15 protein-coding genes are annotated in these 13,401 nt (G+C 32.9%); 3 read left to right on the top strand and 12 right to left on the bottom strand.

From position 1 onward, the window contains the following. Positions 1-212 precede the first annotated feature (212 nt). The 3 genes from BSD9I1_RS15860 to BSD9I1_RS15850 all read left to right on the top strand — a co-directional run bounded on the left by BSD9I1_RS15860 (position 213) and on the right by BSD9I1_RS15850 (position 2,550). Positions 213-704 (top strand): dUTP diphosphatase, encoded by a 492-nt coding sequence (locus BSD9I1_RS15860; protein WP_035306704.1) that lies wholly within the window; start codon positions 213-215, stop codon positions 702-704. 83 nt (positions 705-787) lie between these two features. Further along, positions 788-1,219 carry a DMT family transporter gene (locus tag BSD9I1_RS15855; RefSeq protein ID WP_035306701.1) on the top strand — a complete coding sequence of 144 codons (432 nt, stop codon included), beginning with the start codon at positions 788-790 and terminating at the stop codon, positions 1,217-1,219. A 134-nt stretch (positions 1,220-1,353) separates the two neighbouring features. After that, positions 1,354-2,550, top strand: coding sequence for a S8 family serine peptidase (locus BSD9I1_RS15850; protein WP_035306698.1), 1,197 nt, complete (start codon positions 1,354-1,356; stop codon positions 2,548-2,550). Positions 2,551-2,596: 46 nt separating this feature from the next. Here BSD9I1_RS15850 and BSD9I1_RS15845 read toward each other — a convergent pair whose 3' ends face one another. The 12 genes from BSD9I1_RS15845 to BSD9I1_RS15790 are packed head-to-tail and all read right to left on the bottom strand — an operon-like array spanning position 2,597 to position 13,344. After that, positions 2,597-4,345 (bottom strand): acetyl-CoA carboxylase carboxyltransferase subunit alpha, encoded by a 1,749-nt coding sequence (locus BSD9I1_RS15845; protein WP_373419359.1) that lies wholly within the window; start codon positions 4,343-4,345, stop codon positions 2,597-2,599. Between the two features lie 3 nt (positions 4,346-4,348). Then, positions 4,349-5,686: an acetyl-CoA carboxylase biotin carboxylase subunit gene (locus BSD9I1_RS15840; protein WP_035306692.1), complete on the bottom strand. Its 1,338-nt coding sequence runs from the start codon at positions 5,684-5,686 to the stop codon at positions 4,349-4,351. A 4-nt stretch (positions 5,687-5,690) separates the two neighbouring features. Then, a complete protein-coding gene (gene fabZ, locus BSD9I1_RS15835) occupies positions 5,691-6,122 on the bottom strand; it encodes a 3-hydroxyacyl-ACP dehydratase FabZ (protein WP_204600165.1) in 432 nt (143 codons plus the stop codon). Between the two features lie 22 nt (positions 6,123-6,144). Then, positions 6,145-6,612, bottom strand: coding sequence for an acetyl-CoA carboxylase biotin carboxyl carrier protein (gene accB / locus BSD9I1_RS15830; RefSeq protein ID WP_035306686.1), 468 nt, complete (start codon positions 6,610-6,612; stop codon positions 6,145-6,147). After that, a complete protein-coding gene (gene fabF, locus BSD9I1_RS15825) occupies positions 6,612-7,853 on the bottom strand; it encodes a beta-ketoacyl-ACP synthase II (RefSeq protein WP_186431155.1) in 1,242 nt (413 codons plus the stop codon). The genes accB and fabF overlap by 1 nt, the downstream gene beginning before the upstream one ends. Before the next feature lies 1 nt (position 7,854). After that, entirely contained in the window at positions 7,855-8,601 is a 747-nt protein-coding gene (gene fabG, locus BSD9I1_RS15820; protein WP_186431154.1) for a 3-oxoacyl-[acyl-carrier-protein] reductase, read from the bottom strand. Positions 8,602-8,640: 39 nt separating this feature from the next. Further along, entirely contained in the window at positions 8,641-9,543 is a 903-nt protein-coding gene (fabD, locus tag BSD9I1_RS15815) for an ACP S-malonyltransferase (protein WP_186431153.1), read from the bottom strand. Between the two features lie 17 nt (positions 9,544-9,560). Further along, on the bottom strand, positions 9,561-10,502 hold the full coding sequence (gene fabK / locus BSD9I1_RS15810; RefSeq protein ID WP_186431152.1) for an enoyl-[acyl-carrier-protein] reductase FabK: 942 nt from the start codon (positions 10,500-10,502) through the stop codon (positions 9,561-9,563). 38 nt (positions 10,503-10,540) lie between these two features. Continuing rightward, positions 10,541-10,765: an acyl carrier protein gene (locus tag BSD9I1_RS15805; RefSeq protein ID WP_186431151.1), complete on the bottom strand. Its 225-nt coding sequence runs from the start codon at positions 10,763-10,765 to the stop codon at positions 10,541-10,543. A 33-nt stretch (positions 10,766-10,798) separates the two neighbouring features. Continuing rightward, positions 10,799-11,806, bottom strand: coding sequence for a beta-ketoacyl-ACP synthase III (locus BSD9I1_RS15800; RefSeq protein WP_035306671.1), 1,008 nt, complete (start codon positions 11,804-11,806; stop codon positions 10,799-10,801). Positions 11,807-11,825: 19 nt separating this feature from the next. Then, the gene (locus BSD9I1_RS15795) at positions 11,826-12,278 is read right to left on the bottom strand and encodes a MarR family winged helix-turn-helix transcriptional regulator (protein WP_186431150.1); all 453 of its coding nucleotides are present in this window, start codon (positions 12,276-12,278) and stop codon (positions 11,826-11,828) included. Next, complete coding sequence (locus BSD9I1_RS15790; protein WP_186431149.1) at positions 12,262-13,344, bottom strand: nitronate monooxygenase family protein; 1,083 nt, start codon at positions 13,342-13,344, stop codon at positions 12,262-12,264. The genes BSD9I1_RS15795 and BSD9I1_RS15790 overlap by 17 nt, the downstream gene beginning before the upstream one ends. Between the last annotated feature and the right edge of the window lie 57 nt (positions 13,345-13,401).

The following is a 13,401-nucleotide window of genomic DNA, read 5'->3' as shown; positions in this document are numbered from 1 at the left end:
AAAAAAACATCGCTTTGCGGTGTTTCTTTTATTTATCAACGATTTAACCTAAGAAAACCGTTTTCACATTTACTTTAATCCATTTTTCACACATATATAAAAAAATTTTCATGTAACCGATTGCTGCACCTTTAACTTTTTAATAAGTTTATATAAAATATATTATGTAACTAAAATCTTAAGAAGAGTATATAGAAAGGCGGCCTTACAATATGAATCTTAAAAATCTTTTTGTAATGCAAGAAAAGCTGGATGAATATATAATAAACCAACATAATCTTCAAGATAAACCCCTTTTGCCGCAAAAGTTACTTGCACTTCAAGTTGAAATAGCGGAGCTTGCTAATGAAACACGTTGCTTTAAGTACTGGAGCACTAAAGGTCCATCTTCAAAAGATGTTATCTTGGAAGAGTATGTGGATTGTCTTCATTTTATATTAACCATAGGCCTTGAAAAAAACTATACTGATATATCACTTACTATACCTGATGTTAGCTTACAAGCAGATATAACAGATAAATTTACAAACTTGTATATAGATGTAAATGATTTTATAATTTGCCCTTCTAAAGATCACTATCAAACTTTATTTGAAGACTTTCTGTTATTAGGTAAGTATTTAAATTTTACAGATGAGGATATCGAAAAAGGTTATCATAAAAAAAATTTCATAAATCATCAAAGACAGGTTATTGGATATTAAGAGGTAGTTTTTAACTACTTCTTTTTTTTATAATTACATTCTTCTTTGGTTACACTAAAAAAAAGGAGAGTGATAAATTAATTATGCTAGGAATAATTTTTTCGATAATTGCAGGAATAGCTATGAGTTTTCAGGGAGTATTCAACACAAGACTTGGTGAAAAAATAGGAATTTGGGAAACAAATGTATTTGTTCAAGGCACTGGCTTAATTGTTACTTTAATAGCACTTCTAATTTCGGGAAATGGCAGCTTTAAAAACTTACGTGCAGCAAACAAGTTATACCTTACCGGTGGAATATTAGGTGTGATAATAATATATACAGTTATGATGGGAATAAAATCACTTGGTCCTACCTGCTCCATTGCAACTATATTGGTAGCACAATTAACTGCCGCTGCTATTATAGATGCCTTTGGACTTTTTGATTCCGCCCAAGTTAAATTTGGACTAACAAAAATAATTGGAGTTGGAGTTATGATTATAGGTATTATTATATTTAAATGGAAATGTTAAATTCTTAGGAGATACATTTTGTACCTCCTAAATATTCACAAAATGAATTTTAAAAATTTATATAGTTTTTATCACATATATATATCTTTATTACTATAATATATAATGGAATAAATTTTAAGGAGTATCTTACTATGTATTTTTTTAAAAGTAAATTAAGCCCTGATTTAAAGGTACTCGTAAAAAATAAGCTTTACAAAAGCTTAAGAGTTATTATTCATTGTAAGCTGCTCCAAGAAAAAATAGAGGGGAAAATAAAAAGCTATAGAGGCCATGTTATTCATTCACTTCCTGATATAAATTGCATTGTAGCTAATTTATCTCCTAATGCAATAGAACGGCTATTGGAGTTTCCCAGTATAAGCTATATATCCTTAGATACAATGGCTTTTCTTTGCGCTAAAAGCATATTAAAGTCAAATGGATGTGCTTTACAAAGCAATCATAAGCTTACTGGAAAAGGAATTACCATTGGCTTAATTGACAGTGGAGTTTATCCACACATGGATTTAGTAAATCCCTATAATAGAATTAAGTGCTTTATTGATTTAATAAATCAATATAAGTATCCATATGATGATAATGGACATGGAACCTTTATAAGCGGCATATTATGTGGTAATGGATCTGCATCTAAAGGAGTTTATAGAGGGGTAGCTATTAATAGCAATTTGTATTGCATAAAAGCCTTTGATAACTTAGGAAAGGGTTATGTATCTAATATACTATTCTCTTTAAACAAGCTAATAGAGGAAAAGGATATCTATAACATAAAGGTTATATGCTTACCTTGTGAACTTCATGAAAACAATGAATTTATATTATCATTATTTTCTAAGTTATTTCAAAAGGCAGTTGATAATGGAATAGTTGTTGTTGTTCCTTCTGGACATAATGGAAACATAGAATGTTCTATAAGAGGTATAGCAACTTTATCAAATTGTATTACTGTAGGTGGAATTGATACTTCCTCTGATGATTTAAAGGCTTATGCCAATTCATCCTCAGGACCTGTAGGAAAGTTAGATAAACCTAACTTATCTGCATCTTGTGTAGATATATGTTCTCTAAACTCTAATATAAACTATATATCTGAACGTAATAATAGGCGTATATATCCTCGACCTTTAGATGACCCCTATATCACATATACTGGTACCTCCTGTGCAGCAGCCTATATATCAGGGCTTTGTGCTTTATTATTTGAAACTAATCCTGATCTTACATTTAAAGACGTTACTTCTCTTTTAAAAATATCTTGTAATATGCTAAATATATCAAGATGGATACAAGGTGCTGGAGTAATAGATATAGAAAAATTACTTCCATAAGTCACTAAGGAGTAATACAATCTTATATTGCATTACTCCCTAAAAATTAAAATTCTGAATACATACCCATATTTCTAAATTTATCATATCTTTTTTGTAACAACTCTTCATCTGATAATAAAGATAATTCATTAATTTTGCTTATTAGACTTATCTTTAATTCTTCGGATAATCTTTCTACATCTGTAGATGCATCTCCTGATGGTTCCTTTAAAATCTTGTCTATTATCTTAAACTCTTTTAGGTTTTGTGCAGTTATTTTCATTATCTCTGAAGCTTCTTCAGCCCTTGAAGAATTCTTCCATAATATGCTTGCAAATCCCTCAGGAGTTAATATAGAATAAATGGCATTTTCAAGCATCCATACTTCATCAGCTACGGCTAAAGCTAAAGCTCCTCCACTTCCGCCTTCCCCTATTACTATAGAAATAATAGGAGATTTGATTTGACTCATTTCTAAAATGTTGTTTCCTATAGCTTCCCCCTGACCTCTTTCTTCTGCTCCTATACCTGGATAAGCTCCTGGTGTATCCACAAAACAAATAATGGGCCTTTTAAACTTTTCTGCTTGCCTCATAAGTCTTAATGCCTTCCTATATCCCTCAGGATTTGGCATTCCAAAATTTCTTTTTATATTTTCCTTTAAATCTCTACCTTTTTGCTGAGCTATTACTGTGAAAGGCATGCCATTTATAGTAGCTATTCCACCTATTATGCATCCGTCATCTCCAAAGTATCTATCTCCATGCATCTCTATAAAATTATCAAATATTTTATCTATATAGTGAAGAGCAGTAGGTCTATTAGCCTTTCTAACAAGGTTTAACTTTTGCCAGGCCGTTAATCCATTGCATTCTTCAATACTTTCCTTACCGTCTTCATTGTTTTCAATGTTATTAATATCCTTAATACAGTCATTTCTATGAACCTTTACTAAATATCCTAGGGCATTTCTTAAATTTTTTCTGTGAATTATCTTATCTATAAATCCACGCTTTAACATAAACTCAGCTGTTTGAAATCCTTCTGGAAGCTTTTCATTAACGGTTTGCTCAATAACTCTTTTTCCTGCAAAACCAATTAGTGCTCCTGGCTCTGCAATTACTATATCTGCCACCATTGCAAAACTAGCAGTAACTCCTCCTGTGGTAGGATTTGTAATTACAGAAATATATAGTAATCCCTTTTCCTTAAATCTTGCAAGTGCTGAATTAACCTTAGCCATTTGCATTAGAGAGAACATTCCCTCCTGCATTCTAGCACCACCTGATGCTGTAAAAATTATAAGAGGTAATCCTTTTTTAGTTGCAAATTCAATTGCTCTTGTAAGCTTTTCTCCTACTACAGATCCCATACTTGCCATTAAAAATCTGCTATCCATAACACAAATTACAATATCTTGTTCATTTATAGTTCCTGTTCCTGTAATAACAGCTTCTTTAAGTCCTGTAGTTTCCTTTGAAAGCTCTACCTTTTCTTCATATCCTTCAAAGTCCAATGGATTCAAAGTTTTCATTTCTTTATTTAGCTCTTGAAAACTTCCTTCATCTAAAATAGATTCTAGTCTTTCATATGCAGGCATCTTAAAATGATACTTACAAAAATTACATACTTTATTATTTTCCTTCAAATCGTTGATATATATTATTTGCCCGCACTTTTCACACTTCTCCCACATTCCTCCTGGAATATTAGGTTTTTGTTCTTCCTTATCATTTACTGATGTATTTAAATTTTGAGTACTTACGGTTATATATTTAGTCTTTTTAAATAATCCTTTAAACACCAAAATCATCTCCTACATTAGGTTTCTACCTACAAATCCTGTATCATAATTTCCTTCATTAAATTCCGCATTATCAATAATCTTAAATGCATACTCTATATTAGTTGTAAGTCCTTCTATCAAAAATTCACCTAATGCTCTTCTCATTTTATTTATAGCTTCATTTCTATCTTTTCCATATACAATGAGTTTTCCTATCATTGAATCATAATATGGAGATATAGTATATCCTTCATATATTGCACTATCTACCCTTACACCTAATCCCCCTGGCATAAATAATCCATCTATTCTTCCTGGACACGGCATAAAGTTTTTTGAAGGATCCTCTGCATTTACTCTAAATTCTATAGCATGCCCTTTTATCTGAATGTCTTCTTGTGTAAATTTCAATCTCTCTCCTGATGCTATTTTTATTTGCTCTTTTATCAAATCTACACCAGTTATAAACTCAGTTATAGGATGTTCCACTTGTATTCTTGTATTCATTTCCATAAAGTAAAAGTTCATGTGTTTATCTACTAAGAATTCTATGGTTCCGGCATTTTTATAATTTACATATTTAGCTGCTTTAACAGCTGCCTCTCCCATTTTACTTCTTAATTCTTCAGTCATTATTGGACTTGGAGCCTCTTCTAAAACTTTTTGATTTCTTCTTTGAATAGAACAGTCTCTTTCTCCTAGATATAGCACATTTCCGTAGTTATCTGCAAGGATTTGAATTTCTATATGTCTAGGATTTTCTATATACTTTTCCACATATACGTCATCATCTCCAAAGGCAACTCTGGATTCTTCCCTTGCTGCAAAAAACGCATCCAATAATTCTTTTTCTTCTCTTACAATTCTTATTCCTCTTCCGCCGCCACCTGCTGATGCCTTAATCATAACTGGATATCCTATATCATTTGCTATGCCCTTTATATTTTCTTCCGTAATTTTTTCTTCTACTCCAGGGATTACAGGAATCCCTGATTCTATCATCATTTTTCTAGCATTGGATTTATTACCCATAGAGTCTATAGTTTCAGCATCAGGGCCTATAAATGTTATGTTACATTCATTGCACATTTGTGCAAATTTGCTATTCTCAGATAAAAATCCGAATCCAGGATGTATTGCTTCTGCACCTGTAAGTACTGTAGCACTTAAAATATTCTTTACATTCAAGTAACTATCCTTTGACGCAGGAGGTCCAATACAAACTGCTTCATCTGCCATTTGAACATGTAGCGCATCTTTATCTGCAGTGGAATAAACTGCAACAGTTTCTATTCCCATTTCCCTGCATGCTCTTATTATTCTTACTGCAATTTCTCCTCGATTTGCTATTAATATTTTCTTAAACATATAATCACCCTATCATAAACATAATTTCGGCTTCCGCTACTTTCTCATTACCTACTAATGCAACGGCATCTCCAACACCAAAATTTCCTCTTAATTTAGTAAGTTCTACTTGAAGTTTTAAAGTATCCCCTGGTACAACCTTTTTTCTGAATCTAGCCTTATTAACTCCTGCAAAATATGGAGTTTTACCCTTAAACTCCTCAAGACTTAAAACTGCTACTGCACCAGCTTGAGCTAAAGCTTCAACTATAAGCACTCCTGGCATAACAGGGTTACCTGGGAAATGACCTTGAAAAAAGTTATCATTCATAGTAACATTTTTTATTCCTACTACTCTTTTACCTGGTTCTAATTCCTCTATTTTATCTAACAATAAAAATGGATATCTATGAGGAATTATTTCCATAATATCTTTTATATCTAAACCTTCCATAATAACCTCCTAGCTTATTTATAAATTAAAGCTTTCTTATTTTTACCATTTCCTGACCATACTCTACCATATCTCCATCACTTACAAGAATCTCTAAAACTTCTCCATCCACTTCACTTTGTATTTCATTCATAAGCTTCATGGCTTCAATGATACAAATAGTATCACCTTTCTTCACTTCTTTTCCTTCTTTTATAAAAGAATCTTTATCAGGTGATGGTGAACCGTAAAAGGTTCCCACTATAGGTGAAGTTATGGTATATACATTGACATCATTTACTACTTCCTTTTTTTCTACAGCTAAATCTCTACTTACTTCCTCATCAAGAATATCATAACTTGGGGGATTGACTACAGGTGTTTCGTTTTTAATAACTATACCTTGTGAATCCTTTTCCATCTTTATTGATATTCCATTTTCTTGAACCTCAAGAAGTTTTATATTAGAACTACTCATTACCTTAATAAGTTCAGTAATTCCCTTAAAATCCATTACTTATCACTCCATTTTTTTAATAAAATAACTGCATTATGTCCACCAAAACCTAATGAGTTTGACATTGTATATTGAAGTTCTTTCTCTCTTCCCTTATTTGGAACACAATCCAAATCACATTCTTCATCAGGAACTTTATATCCAATGGTTGGAGGTATAAAACTATCTTCCATAGCTTTTATACAAGCTATAGCTTCTACTGCGCCTGCTGCTCCTAAAAGATGTCCAGTCATAGATTTAGTTGAACTCACTGGTACTTCCTTAGCCTTATCGCCAAATACTAGTTTTATTGCTGCTGTTTCAAGTTTATCATTAACTTCTGTTCCTGTTCCATGAGCATTAATATAAGAAACATCCTCTGGTTTAATATTAGCTTCTTCTAGCGCCATTTTCATAGCTCTTGCTGCTCCTTCTCCACCTGGTGCTGGAGATGTTATATGATAAGCGTCACAAGTTGATCCGTAGCCCACTACCTCACCATATATATTAGCTTCTCTTTTTAATGCATGTTCTAAAGATTCTAAAACAACTATTCCTGCTCCTTCTCCCATTACAAATCCTGCTCTTTCCTTATCGAAAGGTATTGATGCTCTGCTTGGATCTGTACTTTTACTTAAAGCAGTTAATGTTATAAAGCCTGCTACTGAAAGAGGAGTTATAGATGCCTCTGTTCCTCCCGCTATTATTACGTCTGCTCTTCCCGATTTTATCATTTCAAATGCTTCGCCGATGGCATTTGTACCTGTAGCACAAGCAGTAACAACTGTTGTACATATATTTCTTGCTCCAAATCTTATAGCAATATTTCCTGCTGCCATATTACTTATAATCATTGGTATAAACAATGGATGTACTCTACCAGGTCCCTTTTCCACAAGAGTTCCATGCTGCTTTTCAACAGTGTCTATCCCACCTATTCCAGAACCTACAACTACTCCAAGCCTATCCTTATTTATAGTTTCTAAATCAAGCTTTGAGTCTTCCATAGCTTCTACAGCAGCTGCCACTGCGAACTGTGAATATCTATCCATTCTTTTAGCTTCTCTTTTATCAATTGTATCTTCTGGCTTAAAATCCTTAACCTCTGCTGCTAGTTTGGACTTGAAGTTTTCTGTATCAAATGCCTTTATGAAATCTATTCCACATTTTCCTTCTTTTAAACCATTCCAAAAATCCTTAACATTATTTCCTAGGGGAGTTATAGCTCCCATTCCTGTAATTACTACTCTATTTTCCAAGTTATATCACCATTCCTCCATCTACATTTATAACCTGACCTGTTATATATGAGGCACTATCAGAAGCTAAGAATGCCACTAATTCTGCTACATCTTCTGCTTTTCCAAATCTCTTAAGTGGTATACTCTTTACTGATTCTTCCTTAACTTTATCTGATAAACTACTTGTCATATCGGTTTCTATAAAGCCAGGTGCTATTGCATTAACATTTATCCCTCTTGATGCTAGTTCTCTAGCTACACTTTTAGTAAGACCTATTATTCCTGCCTTTGCAGCAGCATAGTTTGCTTGGCCTGCATTACCTGTAATTCCTACTACAGAAGACATATTTATTATTTTACCATATCTTTGTTTAACCATTACAGAAGATACATGTCTAATACAATTAAATGCACCCTTTAGGTTTACATTTATAACTTTATCAAAGTCTTCTTCTTTCATTCTCATGACCAATCCATCTAAAGTTATACCTGCGTTATTTACAAGAATGTCTATTCTTCCAAACTTATTTATTGTTTCCTTTATTATAACTTCTGATTCGGTAAAATCACTTATATCTCCTTTAATAGCAATACATTCTACATTCATGCCTTTAATCTCTTCAACTAGTTCTTCTAAATTATTACTACTTCTATAGTTAATTACTATATTAGCTCCTAGGCTCGCAAGTTTAAAGCATATTGCCTTTCCTATGCCTCTGCTTCCTCCAGTAACTATAGCCACCTTTCCTTCCAGTGCTCTATCCAAACTAACAACTCCTTCTCTAACTTATAATGGAGCAATTGATTATGCTCCATAATTAATAGTTTTTAATTTTCTATCTATCTTCTTTACAAAAGAACTTAAGGTTTTTCCAGGCCCAATTTCTATAAAGGACTCTACACCTTCTTCTATCATTTTTCTTATGCTATGTTCCCATTTTACAGAAGTCATAACTTGAAGTCTTAATGTATCCCTGATACTATCTTCATTCATGTATTCCCCTGTAACATTTGTTATAACAGGTATATTAGGCTTTGAGATCTCTAAGTTTTGTAGTTCCTCATAAAGCTTATCTGCCGCATCTTTAAGCATAGAGCTATGAAAAGGGCCACTTACAGGAAGCATTACAGTTTTTAGTGCTCCCTTTTCCTTAGCTATTTCGCAAGCATAACTTAAAGCTTCCATTTCCCCGGCAATAACTATTTGCCCTGGACAGTTAAAGTTAGCTGGTTCCACTATACCCTTTTCTTTAGCTATTTCACATACTTCATAAATTTGCTTTTCATCAAGTTTTAGCACTGCAGCCATTCCACCTATTCCATTAGGAACAGCCTCTTGCATAAACCTTCCTCTTTTCTTTACTAAAGCTACTGCATCTTTAAACTTAATTGCACCTGCTGTAACTAGTGCAGAATATTCACCAAGGCTTAATCCTGCTACTACATCAGGTGTTATTCCTTCTTCTTCTAGTAGCTTTAATGCTGCGATACTTACAGTTAAAATAGCTGGTTGAGTAAATTCTGTACTGTTTAATTTTTCCTCAGGGCCCTCAAAACATAGCTTTGCCATGTCAAAACCCAAAGCATAACTTGCCTCTTGAAATACTTCTCTACACTTAGGATGATTTTCATATAATTCCTTGCCCATCCCTACATATTGAGCACCCTGTCCTGGAAAAATGAAAGCTACTTTACTTGAATTACTCATACTTATCTCCTCTTTATCTATCTAATATCTTTATTAATTTTTTCTAATAAGTTTACTAAATCAAACATTTCTTCTATTATTTCTTTACAGGTTTCTTCTTTATTTATCAAGCCAGCAATTTGACCTGACATAAAGGACCCATTATCCAAATCTCCTTCTTTAACGGCCTTTACTAATGCCCCTTTTCCCAATTTATCCAATTCTTCTGAAGGAGCATTTTCCTTTTCCAAGATTTGAAACTTTCTTGTAAGCTTATTTCTAAGTACTCTTACAGGATGACCTGTACTTCTTCCTGTAACTACAGTTTCTATATCTTTAGCAGTTAAAACTTTTTGCTTATAATTTTCATGTATATTACATTCCTTAGCTACTAAAAACCTTGTTCCTACTTGTATTGCTACTGCTCCAAGCATAAAGGCTGCTGCTACTCCTCTTTTATCTCCAATTCCTCCTGCTGCAATTACAGGAACACTTACAGCATCTACTACCTGAGGCACTAATGCCATAGTTGTAAGTTCTCCTACATGGCCTCCTGATTCGCATCCTTCTGCTATAATTGCATCTGCACCTGCTTTCTCCATTCTCTTTGCAAGTGCTACTGAAGCTACTACTGGGATAACTTTTATATCATGGCTCTTCCACATCTCCATATACTTTCCTGGACTCCCTGCACCTGTGGTTACCACTTTTATCTTTTCTTCACAAACTATCCTTGCAACTTCCTCAGCATTTTGACTTAAAAGCATTATATTAACTCCAAACGGCTTATCTGTAAGCTCTTTGGCTTTTCTTATTTCTTCTCTTACAAGTTCTACAGGCATATTGCCAGTAGCAATAATTCCAAGTCCCCCTGCATTAGATACAGCAGCAGCTAAACTACTATCTGCTATCCATGCCATAGCTCCTTGGATAATTGGATATTCAATACCTATCATTTCACAAAATTTATTACTTTTCATCATTGACCTCCAAAAATTTAATACTAAAAGGCCTCATTTTATTCTTCTATATTACTTTCTACAAATTTAACTGCATCGCCTATAGTTTTTATTGATTCTGCATCTTCTATTTGAAGATTAAATTCTTCTTCAATTTCTATAACTATTTGGAAAAGATCTAATGAATCCACTCCTAATTCCTCAAAACTAGTTTCTAAAGTTAGACCTTCTTCTTCTATATTTAATTGTTCTACAATAATATTTTTTATTTTTTCAAAAACCATTTTTGTACCCTCCTCAAAATTAAATATCTCAATTTATATAGCCCATTTTATTAAGGTTCCGCCCCAAGTAAGTCCTGCACCAAATCCTACTAATATTAATTTATCTTCTTTCTTAAAAAGATTACTCTTATTAGCTTCATCTAGTGCTATTGCAATACTTGCTCCAGACGTATTTCCATACTTGTGTAAATTTATATAAAACTTATTTTTATCTATATTTAGCTTCTTTCCAACATGCTCTATTATTCTTAAATTAGCTTGATGTGGAATCACATAATTTATATCATCAATAGTTAAATTATTTGATTTTAATAATTCTTTAATTGTTTCATTCATAGCTCTTACTGCAAATTTAAAAACTTCTTTACCTTCCATAGATAAAAACAATTCCTCATAAATGGAATTTTCACAGGAACCTTTAAGCTTCTTATTAAATTCTTCATTGTTTACCTTTAAAGGTGCCGCAGTACAACTTAAAAATTTTCCACCTGTTCCATCTGATCCAGTATGGAAACTTACTATACCTTGTTTTTCACTTTTTGTTATAATGGCTGCACCAGCTCCATCACCAAATAATACACAGGTATTTCTATCATTCCAGTTTAAAATCTTTGATAATGTCTCTGCTCCTATTACTAATGCATTTTTTGCAGCACCTGTCTTTATAAACTGAGATGCAATATTTAATCCAAATATAAATCCTGAGCAAGCTGCTGAAATATCAAAACAAGTGGCTTTACTTGCTCCAATTTTTTCTTGGACAATGCATGCAGTAGAAGGAGTGTAACAATCTGGTGTAACTGTAGCAACTATTATAAGATCGATATCTTCAGCAGATAAGTTAGAACTTTTTAAGGCATTAATTGCTGCCTTTGCTGCAATATCTGATGTATTTTCGTTAAGTGAAACTCTTCTTTCTGATATACCTGTTCTACTTCTTATCCACTCATCATTTGTATCTACAAATTCAGAAAGCTCTTTATTAGTAACTATTCTATCTGGAACATAGCTACCTGTTGCTATAATTTCTACCTCATTCATTTAATTATGTCTCCTTCTCTTAATTTTTTATGTCATAATGACTTTTAAAGAAACCATTTAATTTTTCAAGAGAATCCATAAGAACTCTTTCCTCTTCGCCATTAAGTCCTAATATGGTATTTTTAATCATATCTGAATGAAACTTTTGATGAATTCTATAGGCAAGCTTTCCTCTTTTAGTAAGGCTTATATATACATTTCTTCTGTCTTCCTCTGACCTTTTTCTTTCTACATAACCCTTTCTTACTAGATGATTAATTGCAGTTGTTAAGGTTCCTACAGTAATTCTTAACTCTTGTGCAACTTCAGACATAGTTCTTTTACTATACATGCCTATGGCATCTATAGTATGTATTTCAGTCACAGATAAATCTTTAAACGCTCCAGCCTGTAATGCATTTTGTTCTATAGTGAGGATATCATTGAACAATTCCACCAGTAACTCATTTAGTATGCTAATTGACTTGCTCATACTCCATCACTTCCTTAATAAGATCATTTATAAGCTCTTTTACTGTAACTAATTTAGTTATTTTATACCCATTACTTCCAGTAAATATTAACCCATTTTCAATGTTTCCCTTAACTGCCTCCATTAATGCATTAGAAATGCAATATATGGTAGTTTTAGGGTCACATTTTCTCAAACAATTATAACATCTATCTATTTTAGGTCTTTGTTCGTTTACACTCTTTATAAATGAATTCTTTATAGCTCTTCCTGGCATTCCAACTGGACTTTGAATTATTTCTATATCTTCTTTTTTGCTTTCTATAAATGCTCTTTTATACTTTTCATCAGCATCACATTCATAAGTTCCTATAAATCTAGTACCCATTTGTACTCCAGAAGCGCCAATACTTAAAAGCTCTGCTATATCTTTCCCTGAGTATACTCCACCTGCTGCTACAACAGGTATCTTACAATTATGCTTAGCTTCATATTCACTTACAGTATCAAGTACCTCTTTTAATATATTCCTTAAATCATATTTTTCGATAACTTCTAGTTCGTCTCTCTTAAAACCAAGATGTCCTCCTGCCTTAGGACCTTCTACTACTATTAAATCTGGGATATAATTATGCTTTTCTTCCCATAACTTTAATATAACTCTAGTCGCCTTAGCTGATGAAACTATAGGTGCTATTTTAGTAGTACTTCCCTTTACAAGCTTTGGTAAAACAGTTGGTAATCCTGCTCCTGATATTATAATATCTATCTTCTCTTCTACTGCTGTTTTTACCATGTCCTCGTAATTATTCATAGCTACCATTAGGTTTAGCCCTATAACTCCCTTTGGACTTAGTTCTTTTGCTCTTCTTATTTCTTTTCTTAAAGCTCTAATATTAGCCTCTTTGCTATTAGATTTAAAGTCTTCTTCTCTAAATCCTATCTGCACCCCAGAAATCACTCCTAAAGCTCCTTCATTCGCTACTGCTGCTGCAAGAGTTGACAAGGAAACTCCTATTCCCATGCCCCCTTGTATAATAGGAACTTTTAAGGTTAGATCTCCAATTTGCAAAGGAGGAATATTCATAAGCTCCCCTCCCTACTATTTGATATTCAAATATTTTGATAGTCAAAGTATATATCT

This window comes from Clostridium sp. BSD9I1, from assembly GCF_900185645.1.
Lineage (GTDB): Bacteria > Bacillota > Clostridia > Clostridiales > Clostridiaceae > Clostridium_AK.
This window is presented reverse-complemented; position numbering and strand designations above follow the sequence as displayed.